17 protein-coding genes are annotated in these 25,268 nt (G+C 56.3%); 5 read left to right on the top strand and 12 right to left on the bottom strand.

The features are described from left to right. Positions 1-9: 9 nt before the first annotated feature. The 3 genes from DFT_RS21550 to DFT_RS21540 all read right to left on the bottom strand — a co-directional run bounded on the left by DFT_RS21550 (position 10) and on the right by DFT_RS21540 (position 5,111). Complete coding sequence (locus tag DFT_RS21550) at positions 10-477, bottom strand: cytochrome c3 family protein (protein WP_054033297.1); 468 nt, start codon at positions 475-477, stop codon at positions 10-12. A gap of 115 nt (positions 478-592) precedes the next feature. After that, the gene (locus tag DFT_RS21545; protein WP_054033296.1) at positions 593-3,100 is read right to left on the bottom strand and encodes an Lcl domain-containing protein; all 2,508 of its coding nucleotides are present in this window, start codon (positions 3,098-3,100) and stop codon (positions 593-595) included. Between the two features lie 172 nt (positions 3,101-3,272). Next, a complete protein-coding gene (locus tag DFT_RS21540; RefSeq protein WP_054033295.1) occupies positions 3,273-5,111 on the bottom strand; it encodes a CPBP family intramembrane glutamic endopeptidase in 1,839 nt (612 codons plus the stop codon). A 428-nt stretch (positions 5,112-5,539) separates the two neighbouring features. Here DFT_RS21540 and DFT_RS21535 point away from each other — a divergent pair, with 428 nt between their 5' ends. Beyond that, positions 5,540-7,801, top strand: a complete 2,262-nt coding sequence (locus tag DFT_RS21535; protein ID WP_054033294.1) for an inorganic phosphate transporter — start codon at positions 5,540-5,542, stop codon at positions 7,799-7,801. Between the two features lie 355 nt (positions 7,802-8,156). Continuing rightward, a complete protein-coding gene (locus DFT_RS21530; RefSeq protein WP_054033293.1) occupies positions 8,157-9,836 on the top strand; it encodes a Vgb family protein in 1,680 nt (559 codons plus the stop codon). A gap of 152 nt (positions 9,837-9,988) precedes the next feature. Here DFT_RS21530 and DFT_RS21525 read toward each other — a convergent pair whose 3' ends face one another. The 3 genes from DFT_RS21525 to DFT_RS21515 are packed head-to-tail and all read right to left on the bottom strand — an operon-like array spanning position 9,989 to position 13,944. After that, the gene (locus DFT_RS21525) at positions 9,989-10,915 is read right to left on the bottom strand and encodes a tetratricopeptide repeat protein (protein ID WP_054033292.1); all 927 of its coding nucleotides are present in this window, start codon (positions 10,913-10,915) and stop codon (positions 9,989-9,991) included. Positions 10,916-10,952: 37 nt separating this feature from the next. Further along, the gene (locus DFT_RS21520; protein ID WP_054033291.1) at positions 10,953-13,688 is read right to left on the bottom strand and encodes a sensor histidine kinase; all 2,736 of its coding nucleotides are present in this window, start codon (positions 13,686-13,688) and stop codon (positions 10,953-10,955) included. A 49-nt stretch (positions 13,689-13,737) separates the two neighbouring features. After that, positions 13,738-13,944: a hypothetical protein gene (locus tag DFT_RS21515; RefSeq protein ID WP_054033290.1), complete on the bottom strand. Its 207-nt coding sequence runs from the start codon at positions 13,942-13,944 to the stop codon at positions 13,738-13,740. 249 nt (positions 13,945-14,193) lie between these two features. Here DFT_RS21515 and DFT_RS21510 point away from each other — a divergent pair, with 249 nt between their 5' ends. From DFT_RS21510 to DFT_RS21500, 3 genes are all read left to right on the top strand, one after another. Next, positions 14,194-14,577 (top strand): response regulator transcription factor, encoded by a 384-nt coding sequence (locus tag DFT_RS21510; RefSeq protein ID WP_054033289.1) that lies wholly within the window; start codon positions 14,194-14,196, stop codon positions 14,575-14,577. A gap of 534 nt (positions 14,578-15,111) precedes the next feature. Next, a complete protein-coding gene (locus DFT_RS21505; RefSeq protein ID WP_161807226.1) occupies positions 15,112-16,128 on the top strand; it encodes an efflux RND transporter periplasmic adaptor subunit in 1,017 nt (338 codons plus the stop codon). A gap of 33 nt (positions 16,129-16,161) precedes the next feature. Next, a complete protein-coding gene (locus tag DFT_RS21500) occupies positions 16,162-19,404 on the top strand; it encodes an efflux RND transporter permease subunit (RefSeq protein WP_200907124.1) in 3,243 nt (1,080 codons plus the stop codon). A gap of 84 nt (positions 19,405-19,488) precedes the next feature. Here DFT_RS21500 and dsrP read toward each other — a convergent pair whose 3' ends face one another. The 6 genes from dsrP to DFT_RS21470 form a co-directional block, all read right to left on the bottom strand. Then, positions 19,489-20,649 carry a sulfate reduction electron transfer complex DsrMKJOP subunit DsrP gene (gene dsrP / locus DFT_RS21495; RefSeq protein ID WP_054033287.1) on the bottom strand — a complete coding sequence of 387 codons (1,161 nt, stop codon included), beginning with the start codon at positions 20,647-20,649 and terminating at the stop codon, positions 19,489-19,491. Positions 20,650-20,656: 7 nt separating this feature from the next. Beyond that, a complete protein-coding gene (gene dsrO / locus DFT_RS21490; protein WP_054033286.1) occupies positions 20,657-21,442 on the bottom strand; it encodes a sulfate reduction electron transfer complex DsrMKJOP subunit DsrO in 786 nt (261 codons plus the stop codon). After that, positions 21,439-21,840 (bottom strand): sulfate reduction electron transfer complex DsrMKJOP subunit DsrJ, encoded by a 402-nt coding sequence (gene dsrJ, locus DFT_RS21485; protein ID WP_054033285.1) that lies wholly within the window; start codon positions 21,838-21,840, stop codon positions 21,439-21,441. The genes dsrO and dsrJ overlap by 4 nt, the downstream gene beginning before the upstream one ends. Beyond that, on the bottom strand, positions 21,833-23,464 hold the full coding sequence (dsrK, locus tag DFT_RS21480) for a sulfate reduction electron transfer complex DsrMKJOP subunit DsrK (protein WP_054033284.1): 1,632 nt from the start codon (positions 23,462-23,464) through the stop codon (positions 21,833-21,835). The genes dsrJ and dsrK overlap by 8 nt, the downstream gene beginning before the upstream one ends. A gap of 6 nt (positions 23,465-23,470) precedes the next feature. Further along, entirely contained in the window at positions 23,471-24,535 is a 1,065-nt protein-coding gene (gene dsrM, locus DFT_RS21475; RefSeq protein ID WP_054033283.1) for a sulfate reduction electron transfer complex DsrMKJOP subunit DsrM, read from the bottom strand. 153 nt (positions 24,536-24,688) lie between these two features. Next, positions 24,689-25,195: an RsbRD N-terminal domain-containing protein gene (locus tag DFT_RS21470; RefSeq protein ID WP_054033282.1), complete on the bottom strand. Its 507-nt coding sequence runs from the start codon at positions 25,193-25,195 to the stop codon at positions 24,689-24,691. Between the last annotated feature and the right edge of the window lie 73 nt (positions 25,196-25,268).

Below are 25,268 nucleotides of genomic sequence, written 5' to 3'. Positions count from 1 at the left end.
CCTGAAATCTTACTCCGCGGGATGGCATTGGATACAACCGGTGGGGCCGGTGGGTTTGATGACGGCGCCGGCCAACTGCATGGCCTCGGCCTTGAGGTTCTCTTTTTTAATCTCTTTGTGGCAGCCGATGCAACTGCTGTGAAAGGCGTTTTTGTAATAACGAATCTTCTGTTCGGCATCCGCGGTGACACGCCCCTGATCATCCTTGGGAAGTTCCGCAAGGTCATGGCATCCCGAGGTGCCGCAACTGGTAATGGGGGTTTCAAGATCCCATTTGTGGTGGCATTGCTGGCAACTGAAGCTGAAATGGACGGCATGTGGAAAGGCCACCGCAGAGCGTTCCGGCTCATCGGTCAGGGGAGACAGGGTGATCTCTCCCATGGGCACACACATTTCCTCTTCAGCCGATACAGCCGGTCCCCAGATCAATATCAATACCATCAATCCTGTCGCTAAGGCCAATGTGATTTTTTGCATGTTATCCCCCCTCTGGCGATCTGAAGAAAATTTCCTGCCCGCTATAGTATGTTCAGACTGAATTTTCAATCAAAAACAGGTGCCGTCACCGGAAGCGTTTCGTGATCGAAAGCGTTCAGGGGCGCACGGCGCGTACGGCACCGCACTCGTCCTGGTTGCGCTGAATCCGCTGGAAATAGGTTTCCGGTCTAGTGGTCACCACATCGGCCACGGCGTGGTATCCCCGAACATAGACATCGGCGGTCCAGTACCACTCGGCCTGCGTGTGCGGGAAAAACGGTTTCTGCTTATAAATGGCGGCCAGCTCGTTCGCGGACGGCATCCGCCAGTCGCCATATCCTCCCAGACGCAAGCCGCGAAGGTAGTCCTGCGCCCCTTTGAAATCGACGCAACCCCCCAGCGCATCGTAGGAGTCGGCCAATGCCCAGGTCAATCCAGTGGTTTGATCGGTCACGGTGCCGTTTCCATTGACCCGGTACCGCGTCGACCCGCTGAGCTGGCGTTCCATATCCTGCTGCACCTGTTTGACCCGGCGCAATTGGGCGGCCCGCTGTTCCGCTTCACGCTGGAGCCGCGCTTTTTCCGCCTGTTGTTGTTCTTCTATCTGGCGTTGATGCTGTGACATCCTGCGCTGGGCTTCCAGCTGGTTCATCAGATCCTGGGCTTCGCCGACATAGGGGCTCGACAGGTTTCGCTTCAGATAGCCATCGACTCTTTGGATGCGATCATGGAGCCTGTTGTTGGCATTGGTGGCGTAGCTCTGGACCGAAAGCCATTGACGCTGAAGTTCCAATTTCAGGGCCAGCGCCTTCAGTTCCTCCTCGATAACCGATTTTTGCGTGGTATCAGGATTTGCGGCGAGATAGTCCTGGTATGCCCGATAGGTCGTTTGATAGTCTTTACCGGCCTCTTCACCGAGTTTGCGCAATTGTGCCAGATCGCGCTTGTCCGTCAATGCTTTCATTGCCAGCCGCGCTTCGTCCGCCAGCGGCAGCCCCTCGAAGCTCGCGATGAATTCTTTATAGCGCTGGATGCAGAACTCCCACCGTTGGTTCTGTTCGCATTGGCCGTCTTCTGATTTGAGATAGTTGAGATGCTGCTCGCCCATTTCACGAATCAGGACCGTGACGTCCCGATGATAACGGCCGCCCGGAAAGCGTTCCAGATAGTTCTTGTAGACCGCCAATCTTTTGTTGAGATCCATCCGGGCGGCGCGCTTTAATTCTTCGTAGTAGTATTGATCGACCAGTTTCTTGATATCGGAGATGGCGTCGTTGATTTGTTCGGAAAAGGAGCTGTTCGGATATTTTTCCATGAACCCGGCATACAATTCGACGGCAGCCTCCTCGAAATGATCGTCCACCGGCAGGCTGCTGATCTGCAGGGTGACCTTTTCGAATTCCTGTTCTTCTATTTTTTGTTCGGTCTCTTCGATACGGGACTGGATCTCTGCAGCGTGGGGTGTGCCGGGATGGGCTTCCAGAAAATCGTGAAGAAGTTTGAGCCGATCCTCCAGGGAGGTCACATCGTCCGCCTTCGCACTGGCCTGCTCCCACTGATCCGCCGTGTCGCGGGTGTTCATCACGTGGAGGGCGACCACCGCGGCGGTGCCGGCGATGACCACCACGGCCAGGGCGATGGCGAACAACGTGATGAAACTGCGCCGCTTGCGCGGCACTTTGGGACCCGGTGCACGCTCGAGACGGACCAACCGTTTTTGGGGCTGGCTGCCGGCGGGTTGCCCGGCCCCCTTTTTCTTTTTGGCAGGCGGCGGCACAGGGGGGCGTTCCAGGGGGGACGTGATATCGTCCTTGATCTTGAGGCTCTCCATGAGCACGTGCATCAACGGCTGCTTGATCTCGTCCGTTTTAGATGCATCTGCGGGCGCGATTTCGATGGTCGCTTCATCCCAGGCAATGATGCGATAGGCCGCCTCACGACCCGTCCATCGGTCGTGCTCGGCCGCGATCAACTGACCTTCCAGGACATGCAGGGTGCCGGCCTGCCCGCCCGAAGTGATGCGCAGGCTGAAGGTGGACTGCTCCATTTCCGACATTTGCAGAAAAGAGGGCAGGCCGATGCCATGAATCTGCCCGCCAACATTGGTATCCATCTTTTCAAAAGCGCTTTGGGTCACACTGCGTTTGATGAGGGTTTCCAATTGCTGATAATGTTCGTCGATCATCCAGTCGGAACAGTATCCCAGATGGATCTCCACCTTGGCTTTATTGCGGCGCCAAGGCCACAGTGCGCCGTAAAATTCACCGGTTTTCAGCGGCAATAAAAACAGGGATTGATCCTTTTCGATGCCGCCCAGGTACCGAACCGAGCTGTTTTTGCGAAGTTTGCGCGGCAGGGGCTTATCGGCGGATTTCACCGGGGGGCCGAAAAAATCAGACAGGATCGCTTCCAGCTGATCGATGGACAGGTTGGTGGACAGGTTGGTGCAGGTGGCCTGGTACAAGCTGCGGGATTCTTCGTAGAAGCGCTTGCTGATGTCCGGCATTGCGTCCAGTTTTCTGGCCAGGTCGATGAACGCTTCCAGTATGGACGTGTTCGCCAGGAGATCGGCAATCTCGTCGCTGTCGCCGGTCAAGATGTCCGTAATAAGTGTTGGGGGCATGGACACTCCCTGTGTTTATAGCCACCTATGCACTGAATAACCTGCTGAATGTGCTCATTTTTTATCCGGATCAATATAGGGAAAAAGTCTTGTTTTGTCAAAGGGAACCTGCAACCGGCCTCAGGCCCGGCGGCCTTTAGGATGTCGGCAGGCATTGGGTGTGACGCGGCCATTATGCCAATTGGATGATCAGCAATTGGGTAGTGACGGCCAGGATATGGAATAATACGGCCGGCCAGACGCTTTGGGATCTTTCTCTGGCAAAACCGGTCGAAATTCCCAACAATAATGCGCCGACAATGGTCATGGCCACATCTCCCAACGCGATGGGTCTCATGTCGAGCCGGCAACAGTAGAGAAAGGTGAGGGCAAAAGCCGCATAGAGAATGGCACCGCCGAAAATCGGCCAGCTCAGAAACCATCGCGAGTCACAGCGTTGAATTCTGTTGTCTTGAGCCAATAGGCCATGGGCCAGGCTTCGGAAGAGCAGTTCAAGGGTTAAGGGCGACAGCACCAGACCCACTGCCCCCAAAACCATCCAATCCCCGGATAGGATGAGATCTTTGGAGATCCATGACCCGCCGATGATGCCGCCGGCCAGTGCCGCCGGCAGCAGCAACCACCATTGTTTGCCGATCGGCAGATTCCATCCATATTGCCAGGAACGACCGTACGCAACGAACATCAGGCTGATGGTCAAACCGATCAGCAACGCGAGAATGAAACCGAAATCGGGTGAAATCCACGGCAATTGGAGATTTTCCTTGCCCAACCATTGGGCGGGAGCCCAAATCAAGCGCACGATATGAGCGATCAGCGTGATAAAACCCACCAATGCCGCCGTGACGGCGAGGCGATAGGCCTTTTTGGCCCAATCGGGCTTGCGCACGGCATCGCGGCAGGCCTGAACGAGATCCAGCGGCGTCAGTGCCGTTCCAGAAGTGCGCGGCGATCCGCCGATATCGGCCGCCCCGCCCCATTTGTTGCCGAGCGTGCGGCATCTCACCGCTGGATCCACGAAGTTGAGCCGGTCGTAAACATCATCGAGGGTCAGCGGCATAAACAGGTCCATCTGGCGAACCGTATAGCTCGCAGCCCCCTTTTTCAGGAAAACCACACCGAGCCGATTGCTGTATAATTTGTTCAGGTGGGGTTCAATTTCGTAGATTCCCATATCGGCCTCGACCACGGCGCAGATGCGCTGGTCGGTCAAATCGATGCGGGCCAACTCTTCAACGCCTTGATAATCGGCGAAGTCACTGGGTTTATAGAAGATCTGATCAATTTTGTGCAGGGTTCGGACGGTGTAGCTGAGATAGTCCGATTTGTCCCAGACACCTTCTTTTTTGATGGCGAGCTCCTCGCTGCGCAGATGATCGACCACCCGTTGAATTTTGCGCATCAACTCCGGGGGGAGGGCGCTGAGTTCCTTGAGTTCCAGCCCCAACGCGTCGATCACCCCCTCGTAACGCACCAGGGCGAATAAAATGCGGCGTTGGGTGCTATCCTGGCTGCCGATGCGCGCGTGGTTGAGAATGATCCAGATGGCCATCAGGGTATCCAGATCGGGCTCGTTGGCGAAAACATTCCACTCGCGGCCTTGCAGATCCAGCCCTTTCATGTACATCACCAGCGCCTGTTCGCAGGTGGAAAGGGTAAAGGCTCGCACACAGCCCTCATGGTGGTCAAGGTTGTAGACTTTGCGCTCGTGATCCATGAAGGGCTCGCATTGGGCCACACCATCGAGAAAAATCGTGCCTGATGGAGATTTTTTAGCCACGGAACCCGAAAACGATAGACCGTTTTCGATATGCACATTCAGGTTCGGGGCTTCGAGGCAGGTCAACACCCGGTCATCGCCGCTGGTTTTGATAATATAGCGCTCGGGAAGGTTCGGCGATATTCCCGGCCGGACTTTGTCGAAGGAACTGGTCTGGTTGGGTCTGGGATCAGGTGCCGGGGCGTCACCATTCAAATGGTGGGCATGGTTTTTGTCGGCAGGAGCGCTCATTTAAGATCCCCATTGGCGAAGGTACCCGGTCATTCTGACGGCCTGTCGCGAAATCAGCTATTGTACAGTGTGCTCGGGTTTTGATGCCAATCGTTGCATTTCGTTCCAAGGCGTTCGGTTTATGCTATATCCCGTATCACTCCACCCAACCACTGAACGCGCCCATCGCGTGTCCAGTATCCATAGCAGCCGATCAATGAGCGGTCAAGACTGATCCGGTCAGATAGGCTGCCGTAAAGAAGCACTCGGGTGTGGGTTCTTAAAAACAGATTGCGCGGCATCATGGTCTTGTCATATGAGTCCGTTCCATATGACGTATCTGGTCTCGCACTCCTTGAAGACGTGCCGAGGATTTCATCATCGAGCGTCACGCACTGGAGTCGGGATCGCGGCTGGTCGAATAAAGTCATGAATCGAACAGAGACCTCATGGAAATCTATATTCTTGCATTAGCGCTGCTTTTTTTGTTTGCGGTGGTGGATCTGATGGTCGGTGTCAGCAATGATGCCGTCAATTTCCTTAACTCTTCGGTGGGTTCACGAGTGGCCCCGCGGCAGGTGATCCTGGTGGTGGCCAGCGCGGGCATTCTGGCGGGGGTGACCTTTTCCAGCGGCATGATGGAGGTGGCGCGCAAGGGCATTTTTTACCCCCGTTATTTCATGATGCCCGAACTCATCGTCATCTTTCTGGCGGTCATGCTGACGGACGTGGTGCTTCTCGACCTCTTCAATACCTTTGGACTCCCGACCTCCACGACGGTTTCCATCGTTTTTGAACTTCTGGGAGCCGCCATCGCCGTGTCGCTGATGAAGATTTTCGACAGTGGTCAGAGCCTGCTGGATCTGGCCCATTACATCAATACGAGCAAGGCCCTGGCGATTATTGCCGGTATTTTGCTGTCAGTGGGCATTGCCTTCGTTTGCGGTGTCCTGGCCCAGTTCTTCACCCGTTTGCTCTTCACCTTTGATTATAAAAAGCGGTTAAGGCGATATGGCGCCGTATGGGGCGGTCTGGCGCTGTCGATGATCACCTATTTTATTCTGATCAAAGGGGCCAAGGGCGCCTCATTTTTCACACCGGAGATGCTGGCGTGGATCAAGACGCACACCTGGACCATGCTGGGTGGCGGCTTTATTTTCTTTGCACTGTTTTTTCAATTGCTCATGCTAACGACCCGCATCAACATTCTCAAACCGGTGGTATTGGCCGGAACATTCGCGTTGGCCATGGCGTTTGCGGCCAACGACCTGGTGAATTTTATCGGTGTTCCCCTGGCCGCCCTCCACGCGTATGTCGTTGCCAATGCCAGCGCCGCGCCTTTGACGGTGTTGATGGCTGCGCTGGAGAAGCCGGTGCACACCCATACGCTTTTTCTTTTGGCCGCCGGCGTCGTCATGGTGGTGACCTTGTGGTTGTCGCGCAAGGCGCGCACCGTGACCCGAACGGAACGCAGCCTGGGACGGCAGGAGGAGGGGCTCGAACGCTTCGATTCATCCCATCTTTCCCGGATCATCGTGCGCATGACGATGCACCTGTTCGAAGCCTGGCAAAGGATCTGTCCCGTGAGAACGCGGCGCTGGGTGCGGCAACGGCTCAACGCGACCGGCTATCAACCCGAGCCCGGATATGACGGCAAGGTGCCCGATTTTGACCTGCTGCGGGCCAGTGTCAATCTGGTGGTGGCCAGTGCCCTGGTGGCCGGGGCCACCAGCATGAAACTGCCGCTTTCGACCACCTATGTCACGTTCATGGTGGCCATGGGGTCGTCCCTGGCCGACCAGGCCTGGGGTCTGGAGAGCGCCGTATACCGGGTCACCGGGGTACTGGCGGTGATCGGCGGCTGGTTTTTTACCGCGCTTACGGCCTTCAGTATCTCTCTGGTCTTTGCGTTTGCCATCGGTTACCTCGGCGGCTTTGCCGTTTTCGGCCTGCTTCTGTTGGCCGGATATGTGTTGTTCCGCAATTTAAAGCTTCACGGCCTTCGGGAAAAGGCGCTGCAAGAGCTTGACCTGTTGGATTTGAAGCGCGTAACCGATGCGGACTTTGCCGTGCGTACCTGCTTCGAACATAGCGGCCGTTTTCTGGAGGTGGTGCAAGACGATCTGGCCACCTGCTTTGACGGCGTTCTAACCCAGGACCGCAAGCAGCTCAAAGCGCTGCGTCGTCAAACGAGCAACATCCAGAAATGGTCCAACATGATCGTTGCCAATATTTTCAAAACGTTGCGGCTGCTTCAACGGGAGGACATCAAAAAGGCCGGGAAGTATGCCTATGTCGTTTCGGCGCTTCAGGAGATTGCCGAAAGCCTGCGCGACCTGATCCTGCGTTGTCACGTTCACACCTCGAATCAGCATGCCGGTCTGCTCCCCGAACAGCGCAAGGACCTTCAGCAGGTGCGAAAGAGCGTCGAAGCCATGTTGTCCCAGACCGCCGCCATCCTCAAGTCCAGGACCCCGTTTGAATACCGTGAGGTGGCCGCCCACTATGTGGATCTCAAGCAGTTCCTGGAGCAGTGCGATCACCGTCAGATCGAACGAATTCACTCGGGTCAATCCAAAACCCGTCTAAGTATCTTGTTCTACGGCATTAACAACGCCTGCTTGAAGATCAGTGAACAGACGCTCCAATTGTTGACCATCTTCGACGAAACCTTCCACATGGCGTCCAAAAGCCAGGAACCCGATCGTTAATCGGCATGATACGGAAAGATCCATGTGCCCACCATAACAGCTGATGTCGGCTTGCTTATTTTACCAACTCATCCGGATTCCTAAACCATTCCGTCAAAATTCATCATCGAGAATGATTGACACCTGCGGCCGAGGTGGCCTATAGGTGTAAAAGCCGATAGTGCCGAACAGCGTTCCCCTTCCAGCCGTTTTTTAGGGCGTGATCCTCCGTAATTCAGAATTACTTTTGCCCATATGCCGAGCGCATCAGCCGTGTATTCCAGGAAATTTTAAAGCTCTGGGATCGGGTATAGCGCCTTGTTCGTGGGGGAATTTCCTTCACATAATTGCACGATAAACGAAAGGAGCGGATCGTATGAAAAAGATGAGGTGGGTGACAATCGCGATGGTGCCCGTGGTGTTGGCGCTTTCTGCCTGTACAACTTTGAAAGCCACCGGGCGTCAGGCCAGCGCCACGCTGGACAAACACTATCAACTCGAATCGCTGGCGCCCGATTCACCCTTTCCCGGTGTGAACGGAGCGACCATTGGATCGGACGGCCACCTGTACGTGACCCATACGGGCAACGGCACGGTCACCCGAATCGATTTGTCGACCCTCGAACCATCGACCTTTGTCCCTCCCTCGGGCGCTGTATTCATTCCGGATGACATCGCCGCGGACGACAAGGGGAACCTCTATGTGACCGGCACCACCCCCCTGGTCGGCGAGGTCTACCGCATCGATCGTTTCGGAGCCAAGACGATCATCGCTGACGGCATGGCGGCGCCCAACGGCATCGAATACAATCCCAACAACGGCCGGCTGTTCGTCACCGAGTGTTTTCAAGGCAACCGGGTATACGAGGTCGATCCCACGGGCCGGAAACCTGCGCGCCTGTTGATCGATAAGGATGTGATTCCGGTGCCCGAAGGGTTTGGATTCGATCCCGATACCAACGATCTGGTGATTCCGGACATGGGTACCGGCAAAATTCTGCGAATACACCCGGACACCGGGGCGATCAGCACTATTGCCGAAAAATTCGTCACCCCCATTGCCCTGACCATAGGTGCCGACAAGATGATCTACATGCCGGAATTGGCCACCGGCATTGTCTACCGGGTGAGCCTCGACGGCAGTCGACGGGAAAAGCTGGCCCAATTGCCGCCAGGCCTGGACAACGTGGCGATCACCCCCCAGGGCCGTCTTTTCGTGACCAGTTACTGGAACGCCACCATCTATGAGGTCTCTACCGATGGCAGCGGTCAATTCAAACAGCTGTTTCCCAACGGGCCCAACCAGACCCTCGGGGTCGTGGTCAAGGAGGGTGCCGTGTGGGTGGCCGATGCCATAATGATTCGTAAGGTGGCCGATGGACAGTATGAGCCAACCAAACTCAATGCCTGGGCATCCCATGGCATGCCGTTGACCCTGAGCCTGGCCGATGGGCCGGGCGACCAGCTTTTCTGGACCGACTGTATTCATGGCGTGGTGGCTATGGGCAACCCGATCAACGGTGAGTTCAAACCCGTGGCCGGTGGCTTGAACCGACCTGCTGCCGCCTTAATGAATCCCAAGGCCCCGCAGCTCTTTGTGGCCGAATATGGGGCCGGCCAGATCACTACCGTCAGCCTGACGGATGGTTCCAAATCCGTATTGGCCGAAGGCTTGGAGGGGCCGCTGGCCCTGGCAATGGTGGGCGACACGCTCTATGTGGCCGAGAGTAAAGCCGGGCGCGTCAGCGCCATCGATTTAAAATCGGGTCGCAAGGAGGTGTTCCTGGCCTCCGAGGTGGGCAAGCCGGGCGCCATTGCCCATGACGGACAAGGCAATCTGCTCGTTCTGGACGGTGCAGGCCAAAAGTTGCTCCGTGTGGATCCCAAGACCCGGGCCCTGTCGATGGTGGCCGCCCATTTGCCGGTGAAGTATGCGACGGTCGGCAGTTACCCGGTCGTGGAGTTTCCCTTGTCCATGTTCGTCACCCCGAACGGCGATATCTATCTCAACAGCAGTGACCGAGGATTGTTTTGCCTGAAGCAGCGCGTCAAGTAATCCATCGGGATCAAATTAAAAACTGGTCCGGGCGTAAAAGTGGAAGCCCGGACCAGTTTCAGCGGTTCACCTGGATAAGGGTGAGGCAGCCGGGTTTAATGGGTAGCATTCAGTTAGAATAGCCGATGGTTAGGCGGGAACAAACCGCAACGTCAGTCGCAAATCGCACTGCCCGTTTTGTCCGACAGCCAGGTGTGAATCCAGAACAGGCTGGTTTCGACATCGGCATCGGCCAGGCGGGCGCTTTTTTCAAGATGCGAGACCACCGTTTGCGCTCGTCGCGTATCTTTCAAAAGGGCATAGATCTTTGCGCTGCGCTTAAAAAAGTCTATTGCCCGGAGGTGCTGGTCGACCGCGGCATAGGTCATGCCGATGGCCTCCAGATCCCGGGCGATATCGTGGGGAACATGCTTTGCTCGATCCAGGGCCAGCGCCTGATCGAATCGCGATCTGGCCTGGTCCGGTTGATTGTTTTGCATGAACAGGTGACCCATCGCAAAATAGATGCTGCTGAGAATATCTTCTCCACCGGAGCCAGATGCCTCCAATGCCGCTTCGAGATAATCCCGTGCCCGATCGTGCTGCCCCTCATGAATGCACCCCAGCGCCAGGGTTTTCAGGTAAAGCGCCTGTTCCCCGTTTGTTTTTTTCAGGTCTGCGGCCCGGTCTAAAGCCAAACGGGCCTCTCGTCCGCGATTCAGATTCATCAACGCGGCCGCCTGGTTGCTCAATGCCCGGGCCAGGCCGGGGTGATGGGTGTCAGCCTGGGAAAGGTCGATGGCATCCCCATACACCCGCAAGGCGCTCTCCATGTCATCCAGACGGAAGTAGGTGTCGCCGATGCTGTTGAGGGCCTGGATGACGCCCGCACGGTCATCGGCCGCCGAAAAGAGTTGATGGGCATCCAGGAAGTAATCCATGGCCCGGAGGTAGCACCCCCTGGCAAACAACTCCGTTCCCTGATTGAGATAATAGATGCTGTTGCGGGTCTGTTCGGAAACACGCTGCGGCGCAGGCCCGGCGGCACAGGCCGAGCAAATCAGAATGACGAGCAGCAGGGAAGATAATTTGCGATCCATGGTCGACTCTTTTCTCTTTTATAAAATAGAATGGTGTCTATCCGGTTTGCAGTTTCTCGATGGGCGGCAATACCGGGAGTTCAAAATGAAAGGTGGCGCCTTGCCCCAGTCTGCTCTCCACCCAGATGCGCCCTTTGTGATACTCGATGATGCGTTTGGTGATGGCCAGGCCGAGGCCGCTGCCCTGAGGCCGGCCGCGATCCGTGGATGGGGTGATTTGACGGAACTGTTCAAAGACCGCGTGTTGATCTTCGGGACGGATGCCGATGCCGTTGTCTTTGACACTCACGTGAAGTTGATGGCGGTCGTGGGTCAGGCGGATGGCGATGGTTCCGTCCTGCGCCGGGCAGAATTTCACGGCGTTGGAGATCAGGTTGACCATGGCCTGGATCAATTGATCCCGATCTCCGGAGAGGCTGGGCACGGCGGGTGGCAATTGCAGATGGAGGCGAATTCGCTTTTCATTGATCAATTGGCGGGTGGCGCCCACGGCCGCGTCAATCACCTGGATCAGATCCACGGGTGCGGCCTGCCATTGAAGCTTGCCCGATTCGATTTTCTGGAAATCGAGTACCTGGTTGATCAGCCGGGAGAGGCGATGGATCTCGTTGATCATGATCTCCAGGAACTCTTTCTGCTCCATCGGGTTGGTTTCGGGGTAGTCCCGCAGGATTTCGGCAATGGACCGGATAGAGGTTAACGGGGTTCTTAGCTCATGCGATACCGTGGAGATGAAATCATCCTTGAGCCGGTCCAGCTCCTTGAGCCGTTCGTTGGCCGCTTTCAGTCCGGCCGTCACTTTTTCCAGTTCCCGGCTGTAGATGATGACCTGGCGGGTTTCATCCAGGATGTCCATGACTTCCTGGACGCCCAGCGGCTCCTCCTTGACCACCGAGGAGACCATGACGCGCGCCGAGGCAGATCCGATGGCGCCGGCCAATATTTTTTCCGCATGGGTGACAAATCCGGGGTCTGCCTTGAGGGTGAGGCCCCAATCCATGTTGCGGGTCTGGGCATACAAGGCCAGTGCTTCTTCGGTGCGCTCTTTGCCCAGAAAACGCTCCAGCAAGGATTTGATATCCGGAATCAATGCTGTGCCTCGCCAGACTAATGTTTCTTCGGTTTCCGAGGAAAAACGGAACACATCCACGAACATGGTGGCCTGGGTGTGTTCCAGGGCCGAAGGCCGGTCGAACAGCGATACGCCCACGTAGGTAAGGGTATTGATCATGAGGCTCCATACGACGGCGTGCGATACCCGGTCCAACCCTTTCAGCCCGAACAATGAAAATGGGTTGAGCCAGGCAATACCCCAGGGACCTTGATCGATAAAGGAATGAGAGATGATCCCGGCGGCCGCCAGTGAGGGCAGCACCAGGGTGTAGCCCCAGATCACGAAGCCGGCGGCCATGGACCAGAGGGCGCCTTTTTGCGTGCCGCCTTTCCAGTAGATGCCGCCCAGCAGGGCAGGTGCGAATTGTGCAACGGCGGCAAACGACACCAGGCCGATGGAGACAAGGGTGTAAAACTCTGCGGTCAGATGAAAGTAGATGTAGCCCAGCAAAATCACCAGAATGATCGCCGCGTGGCGGATGGCGATCAACCAGGTGCTCAGATCGGTTCGGCTGGCCAGGTTCAGCGATCGCAGATGGAGCAGCAGCGGCATGACCAGGTTATTGCAGATCATGGTGGAAAGCGCGATGGTTTCGACGATCACCATGCCGGTGGCCGCGGACATGCCGCCGATAAAGACCAGCAGGGTCAGGGCCTTTTGCTGGCTGACCAGGGGCAGCTTCAGCACGAAGATGTCGGCATCCACGGGCTGGCCCGCAAAGTGGAGCATGCCGGCCATGGCCACGGGGAGCACGAACAGATTGATGGCCAGCATGTAGAGCGGAAAGAGCCAGATGGCCTTTCGCAAATGATCTTCTTCTACATTTTCGATGACCGTGATCTGGAATTGGCGTGGCAGCAAAACGATGGCCAACATGCTCAGGACGACATAGACCGTCCAGTCCATGTAGGCGTCGCCCCCCTGACGTTCGAAGGTAAACAGGTCGACCAGATGGTCATGGGTTGCGGTCTGGGAAAAAAGATCGGCAAAACCGTCGAACAACCCATAGGTGACAAAGAGGCCCACTGCCAGAAATGCGATCAGTTTGATCATCGACTCCAGGGCAATGGCCGCCACCAGGCCTTCGTGTCGTTCGGTGGCTTCGGGTTTGCGGGTGCCGAACAGGACGGCGAAAGCCGCCAGCAAAATGGCGACGTAGAAGGCCGTGTCCTGGAAAAAGGGCATCCGCCGAACTACTACATCGCCGCTGGGGAAACTGCTCATCACCTGAAAACTGGTGGAAATGGCCTTGAGTTGCAACGAGATGTAGGGGACGATGCCCAATACGGCAATGATCGTCACCGCGCCGCCGAGCAGGATGCTTTTGCCATATCGCGATGCCAGGAAATCGGCAATGGAGGTGATGCGATGAACCCGGCTGATGCGCATGATCTTGCGCAGCACCAGCCATCCGAGTGTGACCATGAGGGTCGGTCCAATATAGATGGAGAGAAAGGCGGGGCCGGAATGCACCGCCCGGCCGACACTGCCGTAGAAGGTCCAGGCCGTGCAATAGACCGCCATGGAAAGGGCGTAGACATAGGGGCTGTTGATGATGCTGCGGCCCGCATCGGCCCGTTTGTCACCGTAGTAGGCGATGGCGAACAGCATGCCGATGTAGCATATGGAAACAAAGAGTATGGTTTCGGTCGCCAGCATGGTCATTCGGATTGGGTTGACATGGCAGAACCAACGAAGCTGCCGATGGCTACATCCCGCTGGAACGGGACCTTGCCGTAACGCCCACCAGGACGATCAACAGCGCCCAAACCACAAAAATATAGACATAGAGCAACGGTACGCCAAAGACCCTGCGCGGCACGTCAAACAGGGAGAGCAGTGGATAGTTGAATGCCAATACCCCCACAATAAAGAGGTAGGTAAAGCGTTGGGCGCGGGTCCTGCTGCTTTTCATGGGGTGTGCCTTCCAGCCCTTGTGCAACCGCGTCGCTCACGCAGCCCGATGAGAAGGCGCGGGCGCACATGTTGATCGGGCAGGGAATGAATGGTTTGAAAAAATATGAATTGTCTTCAAAAAAGATTTTTGATATTTTCAAAATCATATGGTCGACTTTAATTGAATTGGGTCATAGAGTCAATCGGGCAATCCGATGGATCGTGGTATCTTAATCGTTCCTTATGCCGATTGAAAAGATATAGCGCCATGACACAATCTACCATCTTGATCGTCGATGACGAGATCAGCATTCTGGTACCGCTTAAATTTCTGCTGGAGAAGAACAACTTCAATGTGGCCTTGGCACAGAGCGGTAAGGATGCCTTTGACGCCATCACACAAAAAAAGCCTGACCTGATCATTCTGGATATCATGCTGCCGGATCTGGATGGTTACGAGATTTTTCAGGTCATCCGGCAACATCCTGAATGGAACGATATCAAGGTTATTTTCCTGACCGCTAAAAACAGGGATGTGGATGTCGCCAAAGGACTGAACCTGGGCATCGATGCTTACATCACCAAACCATTCTCCAATGCCGAGTTACTGCGTGAAATCAAACGACTGCTTGACAAGGCCCCGGTTGCATGACCATCAAATCAATATGATAGACACACGACGCGTTTGAACCCCATATGTGGTGTTTTGTTCATAACTTTGAACGGAAAATAGGCAAAAAAAGCAACAGGTAAGGTATTGGAACGCCCATGCGAGGATCCCCGGGTTCAAGATTATGAACAGCTGTCGAATTTTATCAATATTTAATAAAAATAACATGTTATAAATTTTCAAGTCGCTTTTGAGTTCAAAATTTTAAACCCTGACCTCACACAGGTGGGGCGCCATGGCCGATGGAAGGTTTGCAAGTATCTGTTTGAAATTTTATAACCTATTGAAACAATAGATAAATAATAGCGAACAGAAGAACAGGCGATGTTTTGACACGCAAATGGCAAGCAGCTTGCATTATCCTAAATTGCCAAACCAATAGTTTTTTCATCTGTTCTCCTCCTTTAACGGCCAAATGATGCCAATTCATTTGGCCGTTTTCTTTTGGATGTTGCCGAATCCATTGCCTCCACGATGGGTTCGGCATTCGACACAATTCATGAGGTGCGAGGGAACTTGAAATCTTTTGCATGGATCGCCGCATGGATATTGGCTGCCGGTGCCGCGTTCGCAGCGGACAGTGCGACAGTGCAACCGGCCCTTAATAACGTCACCCTGACAGGTTATACCCGCAGCAATACCACGCAGATCCTTGCCTCGGAAGTTTCCGGCAAGGTTCTCCATGTTCATTACGATGTGGGCGGGGCGATTGGAAAAGCACCATTCCTCGAAGTGGACCCGGTGTTCATCGATTTCCAGATCGAGCAGACCCAATGGAGTCTGGAAAAACTCCGCGTCGCCCGAGAACGAAACGCGTCGCGGGCCGCTTACCTGGAAAAGGAGTTTCGTCGCATCGACCGGTTGCATGCGGACAATGTCGCCACCCAGTCCAACTGGGATGCGGCCGCCGAGGAACTCGCCCAGGCACACCTGGCCTTGCAAGCCACCGATGTCGAACTGAAAGCATTATCCGTCCAACTCGAGGAGCTTAAAGAGCGACGCCGGCGTTACCGGCTTCCGGCGCCCGAGGGATGGATCGTGGTGCACCGGCAGGTGGAGCCGGGCGAGATCATCGCCGCCGGGACCCCTTTGGGCCAGGTGGCCGATTTTACCCGGCTGGTCGTGCCCTTGTTCGTATCCGGTCCGGAGTTGGACGCCCTGCGGGAACCCGAGCGATTGAGCGTCACCGTGGCCGGACAGCCCGCTCAGGCCAGAATCAATTGGGTCAATCCTGAGTTTGACGAGCGTACCCGCAAATGGGCCGTCGAGCTCGCGTTGCTGGATTACCGGGGGGAAGCCATGGGGGGGCTGTTGACAGAACTCACTTTCGAGGTCGCGACCGAAGGGTTGATGGTGCCACGGTCCGCCGTCGTTCAACGGTATGACAACCCCTTCGTGGTCCTGCAGGCCGACGGCCGCAAAGTGCCCGTCGTCGTAATGGGGGAAACCGCCGATCACGTGTTGATCGCCGACCACGGGATTTTGAAACCGGGCATGGCCTTGCGGCAGGGAGCGTCACCGCCGGCGAAATAAGCATCTAACCCTTTCAGGAAGCTGCAGATCCCCATGATGCCCACGGTCGTCAAATACACCCTCAAGCAGACCGTTTTCATCAATGTCTTTTTCGTCATCCTGGTTGTAGCCGGGGTGTTCAGCCTGCTCACCAATCCCACCGAGAACCTGCCCCTGGTCGATATCGGCAAGGTCTTCATTCACACAGTATATTTTGGGGCCTCGGCCGAAGATGTGGAGCAATTGGTTACCCGTGAAATCGAAGAGTCCCTGGAGAGCATGGAAGATGTGGAGTATGTCCAGTCCAACTCCTATCGCAATTTTTCCTCGGTCCAGGTCAAGTTCATCGACGACACGGATTACCAGGAGCTTTACAACGAGTTGCGCTTCCGGGTGCTGAATATCAAAGACGAACTTCCCCAGGGGGTCGATGAGCCTGATTTCATATGGATCGATACCAACATCTGGATGCCGGTGATCATCGTTCACCTCAGCGGCGATTTGCCGCCCCAGAGCCTGGAGCGCTATGCCGAGGAGCTCCGTGCCACCTTGATCAGCGTGCCGTCGGTGAGGGACGTGGATATCGAAGGGGAGCCGGAAGATGAGTTTCATCTCTCCCTCAACCCGGAACGCCTGCGCCGATTCGGGGTCACCTTCAGCCAGGTGGTTCAGGCCGTATCATCGGCCAGCACCAAGATTCCTTCGGGCCGGTTTCGCACCGGCGACACCGCCTACATGCTCGATGCCGGCATCCGTCTGCGCAGTCAGGATGACGTGCTCGATGTGATCGTGCGCCGGGATGGGGACGGCAACTATGTCCGCGTCAGGGACCTGGTGACCAGCGCCCGCCTGCACTATCGGGACCGGATCACCGTGCCCTCGGTCAATGGCCATACGTCCGTCCGTCTGGTGGTGACCAAGGAAGAGAAGGGCAGTGCGGTCGCCATCAGCGAACAGGTCAAGGCGCTCTCCCGCCGTTTTGGGCAGGTACATGCCGATGAAGGCCTTCAGGTCGTGTTCACCAACGATTCGACCATTGAGATCAACGACTCGATCCGCATTCTGGGAGGCAACCTTGTCCTGGGAATGGCGCTGGTCGTGCTCGTGCTGTGGCTCTCCCTGGGGTTTCGCAATGCCATGCTGGCCGCCATCGGCATCCCCTTCTCCTTTTTGTGCGCCATTGCCATCATGAAGCTGAGCGGGGTGACCATCAACACGATCAGCATCTTCTCGTTCGTGCTGGTCACCGGCATTCTCGTGGACGATGCGGTCATCATCGTGGAGAACACCTTCCGCCACATGCAGATGGGTAAATCGAGGCGCCAGGCCATCATCGACGGGGCCTCGGAGGTGATGCTGCCGGTGATCAGTTCGGCCCTGACCACAGCCCTGGCTTTCCTGCCCATGCTGATCATGACCGGCAGCACGGGAGATTTCTTCGCCATCATTCCCAAAACCGTCAGCTACGCCCTGGCCGCCTCCCTGCTCGAAGCGCTGTTCATCCTGCCCATCCATATTTTCGACTGGGGTCCCAAAAATGCCGAGGCCCTGCCGGTGCACGAGGACGAAGATGCGCCCTTTGTCCATCTGCAGAGCGGCCTGTTCGGACCCACCTGGCGCATCTACCGCCGGGCCGTCGTCTGGGTGCTCGACCACAAGGCCGCCGCATTGGTCGGTATCAATCTGGCTTTCGGGTCGGCACTGGCGATTCTGCTGCTCTCCATGTTCGGCATCGCACCGCTGATCAAGGTGAAATTTTTCCCGGGCAATTATTTCCGCTACCATGTGACCCTGCAGACGCCGGCCGGCACCGCCCTGGAGCGAACCGATGCCATCGTGCATGACCTTTCACGGTTCATCATTTCCCTGGGGCCGCAGCAGGCCGATTCCACGGCCGGTTACACCGGCTATTACGAAGACCAGGACTATGTCCGCCATTATGGTGCCAATTACGGCCAGATCGTGGTGACGCTCCCGGAAAAGCGGGTGCGCGATTTCCCGGACAACCCTACCAACGATCCCATGCAGCACCTGAGTTACATGCGCGAACATATCAATGCCTATGTGGCCGAGACATACACCGGTGATCCGGCGCGGCCCGCCGTTCAGATTTTCGAGGAGGGCGACGGACCGCCCACGGGCAAACCCGTCAATGTCCGGGTCCAGGCCGAAACCATTGCGTCGGCGATTGAGGCGAGCGGTCGCCTGCTGGCCGCGATGCGGCAGGACGGCGATCTGGTCGATCTAGTGGATCTGGGAGACAATCGTCCGGTGCATCATCGCACCGTGGCGTTCGAACCCCGCCAGGAAGCGGTCTACCAGTATAATCTTTCGGCGGCCCAGATTACCGCCATCGCCGCCGGGGTGCTCAACGGCCATATGGCCGGGCCGTTCAGGGCCGCGGATGAAGAGGTGGACTTGATGGTGCGCCTGGCCCGTTCAGATGACCTGGTCAGCGACAGTGCCAGCTTGTCATCGCCTTTGGACATCTTGTCGGTGCCCGTCATCGAGGACAGCGCCGCCCCCATCTATCTGAGGGACCTGGTGACGGCTCGCATCGTGGAGGAACCCAATGTGCGGTCGCGCTACCAGGGCAAACCCACCATCACCATCAGCGCGGATATCCGAGCGGGATCCAAACTTTCGCCGGCATTGGTCCAGAATAAGGTGCAGGCCCATTACCAGCAGCTGCGCGCACAAATGCCGGGGGTGGCAGTCTCTTTCGGGGGTGAGTTCGAGTCTACCACCAAGTCCTACATCTCTCTGGCCATAGCCTTCAGCATGGCCTTGCTGGGTATTTACATGGTGCTCGCCTCCCAATTCAGGGACTATCTGCAGCCATTGTTGATCCTGACTGCGGTGCCATTTGCCATTATCGGCGTGGCCTACGGCATCTTTTTGACCCGTACCCTGTTTACCATCGGCAGCTTCATCGCCACCATCGGCTTGTCGGGCGTGGCCGTGAACAACACGATCCTGCTCATCGATTTTATGAACAAGCGCATGCGTGCGGGCAGAGAGCTGCGGCAGGCCATATTGGAATCTTGCGCCGCCCGCATCCGTCCAGTGCTGATCACCACCGTCACCACCCTGTTGGGCCTGCTGCCCATGGCCATCGGCATCCCTTCCAAATCGATCTCCTGGGCGCCTATGGCTACGGCCTTCGTCACCGGCTTGTGCAGTGCCACACTTCTGGCCCTGCTGATCACCCCGGCCAACTATGAATTGCTCGCTCAATGGAAAGGGCGCTGGCGACGGCGCCGGTTCAAACGGTTGCGAGAAAAACGGAGAAACTGATCGTCGCCCGGCAACAGCGAACAAAAAGGCCCGGCGGAGAATCCGCCGGGCCTTTGCAATCGAACGATCAGGATCAAACAGAAGTTAACCCTGCTCCACCTCTTCCTTGACCCCCACCGCCATTTTATACAGCACCGTCAACACCAGTGCGCCGATGGCATACACGCCGATGGTGATGACGATCTCAGGAAAAGTGGGCGCATACTCGTTGACTTCGTGCAGGGGGTTGGGCACAAAACCACCGGAGATCATGCCCAGGCCCTTGTCGATCCAGGTGCCGGCGATGATCACGGCACAGGCCACGGCCAGGGTGGCTTCGTTTTTGCGGGTCACCGGGTTGACCGTGAGAATGATGCCGATCACCATCAACGCCATGGAGGACCACATCCAGGGCACGAGGGCGCCATGTCCATGAAGCCCCACGAACAGGTATTTAATGTGATCCATGTGTTCAGGGATATTGCTGTAGAAGGCCACGAACACTTCGCAGAGGAAGAAGAACACGTTGATACAGATGGCATAGGCCACGGTTTTGCCCAGGCTCTGGATCTGCTCCTTGCCCGGATCGAACTTGGTGGTGTTGCGGATGAAGAGGCACAACAGCACCAACAGGGCCGGACCGGCGGCAAAGGCTGAACTCAGGAAGCGCGGCGCCAGGATGGCCGTCAACCAGAATCCGCGGCCGGGAAGGCCGCAGTAGAGAAACGCCGTCACGGTATGGATGCTGACGGCAAAGGGGATGGAGAGGTAGATGATCGGTTTGAGCCACTTCTGGTAGTGCACCCCGTTGCGCTCGGCTTCCAGCACGTTCCATCCCACGATCAGGTTGATCAGCAGGTATCCGTTGAGCACCATGGCGTCGTAAAAGAGCACGCTGTTGAGCGTGGGGTAGAGCAGCACGTTGAAACCGCGCATCGGTTGCCCGAGATCCACGATGATGAACAGCAGGCACATGATCAACGCGGCGATGGCCAGAAATTCACCCAGGATAGTGACGCGGCCGTAAGCTTTATAGTCGTGCAGGTAGTATGGGAGCACCACCATTACGCCTCCGGCGGCCACGCCCACCAGGTAGGTGAAGTTGGCGATGTAAAAACCCCACGACACATCCCTGCTCATGCCGGTGATGCCCAATCCGAACTGGAGCTGCCAGAGATAAAAGATGAATCCGGCTCCGATGACACCCAACAGGGCCACGATCCATGTCCAATACGTTTTGTTTCCTCTTATGGCTAATTCAAGCATACCCACCTCACACGATATAGTAGACGCACGGTTCGGTGCCTAAGTTCTGTTTGCGTCGAATGGTGAAATTCTCACGCAGCACATGCCTCACCTCGGAATCGGGATCCGCCAGGTCACCGAACACGATGGCGCCCTTGGAGGCCTCCACGCAGGCCGGCATCTGTCCCACGGCCAGCCGCTCCTCGCAAAAATTGCATTTTTCCACCACACCCTTCATGCGGCGCGGGTACTTCAGGTTAACTTCCTTGATAAACGGCTGCGGGTCCCTGAAATTGAAACTACGCGAGCCATAGGGGCAGGCGGCCATACAGAAACGGCAGCCAATGCAGCGATGCATGTCCATTACGACAATACCGTCTTCCCTCTTGAAGGTGGCCTTGGTCGGGCATGCTCTGACGCAAGGCGGGTTTTCACAGTGGTTGCACAACACCAGGTAGGGACGATGCTCGACCTCTTCGCTGGTGAAACGGTTGGCGCTGCCAGGGAAGGCGTTGTGGAAATGGGTTTCCCATATCCATTTGATTTCGTGGTGTTTGTCGGTGAAATGGGGCACATTGTGGACCGAATGGCACGCCTCGATGATCGGCTCCAGGTCCGCGGCGGTTTTAAGACGCCGGGTGTCGATCACCATGGCCCATTGCTTGGCGGTCAGTGCTTTGGGACCTTTGTGGAATTGCATCTCGGTCCCATGTCCTTCTGCGGCGGGTGCGATGGCCTTGATCGCCGGCTGAGCGCCAAGCCCCAAAGCGGCAATGCCCGCCATTTTCATGAAGCTTCTGCGGCTGCTTTTCATTTCATCTCTCCTTGGGGGTTATCGATATGGCAATCCCAGCAATAGGGTCGCACGGAAGCATAATTGTGACAGCGATCACAAAATTCCGCCTTGTTGCTGTGGCAGTCCAGACAGGTGTTCGACAGACTCATGTCAAAGGTTTTTCCCTCGGGGTTGACAAATTCGCGTTCCAACCCGCGCACCACCTTGAGCCGCCAAAGATCGAGCAGTTGCATATGCTCGGTTTTCATGAAGTCGGTGGGCATGACGCACTGCTTGGCCACCTTTGCCTTCTCGGTCAGCACCACTTCCGGCGCAGGGGCAGCGGTTCCCATTTTGACCAGCAAGTTGTACCAAAACGGGGAAGCGAACAGGCCCAGGAAGATAATCAAGCCTATTACGATCCATTTTTTACTCATCGGCGTCCTCCATTCCCGGCAGCGGCTCGCCGCGCAGGTCCGTGGTTCGTTCTTGTTCTCCCGGCAGGATCAGGGCGTTGGCCACCAGTTCGTGCAGGCCGGTCACTTCCACTTCCGGCACCCAGTATTCCATCAACGGGGGCAGCGCGGCCCGGTCTATGGCGCAAACGCAAGCCAGCATGTTCACGCCGAATTTCTCGTGGACATATTTGACGGCGTTGGCCCGTGGCAAACCGCCGGCCATGCGCTCTTCCATGTTCTCGCCGGCATTGAGTCCCGATCCGCTGCCGCAGCAGAATGTCTGCTCGCGGATCGTGTTGGCCGGCATTTCATAGAAGTGGTTGGCCACATTTTTGATCACGTAGCGCGGCTCATCCAGCATGCCCATGCCTCGGGCCGGGTTGCACGAATCGTGGAAGGTGATGATTTTGTTGTCGTTGCGCTTCGGATCCAGATCGAGCTTGCCGTGTTTGATCAGGTCGGCGGTGAATTCGGCGATGTGCACCATTTTGGTCGACTTGGCGTTTTCGAATTTGGTGCCTGTGATGGGATTGACCGGTTCTTCCAGGAAGTCGGCCGGGCCGTTCATGGTGTCCATGTACTGGTGGATCACGCGCCACATGTGTCCGCACTCGCCGCCCAGGATCCATTTGACGCCCAGGCGCTTGGCCTCGAGGTACATCTTGGCGTTGAGCCGTTTCATGGTCTCGTGGGAGGTGAAAAAGCCAAAGTTGCCGCCCTCGCTGCCGTAAGTGCTCCAGGTTACGTCCAGTCCGTACTTCTCCTTGAGGAAATGAAACAGGATCATGTACCCCATACAGGAGTAGGTCCCCGGGTCGGCGAAAACGTCACCCGATGGCGTGATGAAGAGGATGTCGGCGCCCTTCTTGTTGAAATTGGGTTCCACCCGGATGCCGGTGATCTCTTCGATGTCATCGACGAAGAAATCGAGCATGTCCTTGAAGGCGTGGGGCTGAATGCCCAGATGGTTGCCGGTGCGGTAGCAATTGGCCACTGGGGTGGCGATCCAGTCGATGTTCAGGCCGAGCAGGTTGAGCAGTTCTCGGCCGAAGATGGTGATTTCGGCTGTGTCGATGCCGTAAGGACAGAACACGGAACAGCGCCGGCATTCGGTGCATTGAAACAGGTAGTACCACCACTCCTTGAGCACTTCGGCGGTCATGGGGCGGGCACCGTTCAGGCGGCCCAGCAGTTTACCCATTTTGGTGAAGTCGTTGCGGTAGACCGAGCGCAGGAGTTCAGCCCGAAGTACCGGCATGTTCTTGGGGTCGCCGGTGCCGAGAAAGAAGTGGCACTTGTCGGCGCAGGCCCCGCAGCGCACACAAATGTCCATGAAGACTTTGACCGAGCGAAACCGTTCCAGGCGCTCCTTGAAGCCTTCATGTAGGATTTGCTGCCAGTTGTCCGGAAGCTGCCAGTCGTCTTCAATGGGGTTCCACTGCCGTGCGTTGGGCAGGCCGAGGTATTCGACGCTTTTAGGATTGGCCGCATAACAGTACATACCCTTGCGGATTTCGGTGGGTACGTCCATCCACTGTCTGGCGGGCGGACGATGATCTATTTGAGCCAAAAAATCTTCGGCTTTGGGTGTTTCATCTGCCATGATCGTTTACTCCTTTTCCTCTTCCGCGGTCGGTTCTTCAGGCGTGGGTTCCGGCATCTTGTCCACCGGCAATCCGGCTTCGACCATTTTTTCGCGGAACTCGTTTTCGTAGGCCTCGTAAGTGTGGACCTTCACCGGGTAGTTCCACGGGTTGACGTGGCGGACTTCGCGGGTGTTGGCCGTCATGTTGCGTGTGGGACTCAGGAAGACGCCGCCCATATGCATCAGCTTGCTGAAGGGGAAATAGGCCAGCAGCACGCTGACAAAAAACAGATGAATGTAGAACAGTGGGCTGATGCCCTCCGGGATGGTGGGGTGAAACGTCACCAATCCCATGGTGAGCTCCTTGATATTCGCGATATCCACCTTCGTGAAGTAACGCATCAGGATGCCGGTGAAAGCGATGCCCATGATCAGAAAGAGGGGGAAGTAATCCGAGGCCAGGGAAATGTATTTGACTTTGGAGATAAAGAGGCGCCGCAGGAAGAGATAGGTCACGGCAGCCAGCAGAACCAGACCTGACAGGTAGATGCCCGGAAGTCCGAACTGGATCAAATCATATGAGATTTCCACCCGGAAGAAGCTGTCCACGCTTTCGAGCATTTGCAGACACCAGGGGACCGGTTCCAGGAAAAATCGAAAGTGGCGCAGCACGGTGACCAGAAAGGCGTAATGGAACGCCAGGGCGCCCACCCAGAGGAAGATCTCCAGGTTGTAACTGAACCGCCCCTCATGGGTCAGCTTCATGCGGGTGTTGCGGAAAAGTGAACGAAATGTCAGGATTTCCAGAGCCATCCGGATGAAAACGCCGAACTTGGTCGAGGGGTTGTCGATTCGGGCCGGTTTGATCCAGTCCAAAGACTTTTGCTGACCGCAGGTGGTGGGAATGGCAAAGGGAACGGCCGACCGCGCCCAGCCCATCATGCGCCTTGCGACACCCACCATGAAAACCAGGACGGCCAGATACGGCAAGACAATCCCGAAAAGCCAGGGTAGACCCAAGGAACCCACCCAGGCGATCAGGGCCAGCACGAATACCGCCAGCAGTGATGACATGTAAAATTTATTCATCTACCCGCACCTCACTTTTGACCCCGAAACAATGGTCGGGGCCCGCTATATGAAAAGGGTTTAAAACTGATCAGGCAACTGAGCGACGTCCGCTCCGGGCATCTTTCGATCCCGGAGATCATACGTTCGTTCAATTGCCTGGTGGGACCGGGTTCAATCATCCTCCGGCTCCTTTATCAAACCTGCTTTTGCAAACGCCTTGAACGTGCGTTGCTTGGTTTCATTGGCTTTCAGATCGTAAATTTTTTCACGACATTGCATGAAAAGATCAAATGCAATCAGCGCAAGCTGGTCGATAAGGTGGTCGATGTGGTCCATTTGATCGGCGTCGGTGGGTTTCACGGTACATTTTTTGCGGATAACCTGCTTCAGATCGAAAACGAAACCCGTGGCCTGGGAGGCCGTAAAACTTTGAATGGCGCGGATGCGGATAATCGGGTCGAGGGCATCCCGGGCGGCTTCTCTATCCAGTCCTTGCCCGAGAAGATCGACCAGGATGGTCAGGCTCCGGTAGGTGGTCTGACCGACCGGATTTGCGAAGGGGTCTTTTTGCTTAGCCAGAAAATGGGCCGTTTCGGGAGGGTAGGTGTTGATTACCCGTTCAAACCAGCTCTGGGTCAATGCATCTTTTTGTTTTTCCAGCTGCGCGATCAATTCCATGGGGCTCAATTCCAGAATTGTGGAAGCGAATTTCCTCGCCCTGCTTCCAAGCTCGATACAAAAGGCCCTGGCG

The sequence above is a fragment of the Desulfatitalea tepidiphila genome (assembly GCF_001293685.1).
Taxonomy (GTDB): Bacteria; Desulfobacterota; Desulfobacteria; order Desulfobacterales; family Desulfosarcinaceae; genus Desulfatitalea; species Desulfatitalea tepidiphila.
The sequence above is the reverse complement of the archived record's forward strand: the minus strand, read 5'-3'. Positions and strand labels throughout refer to the sequence as shown.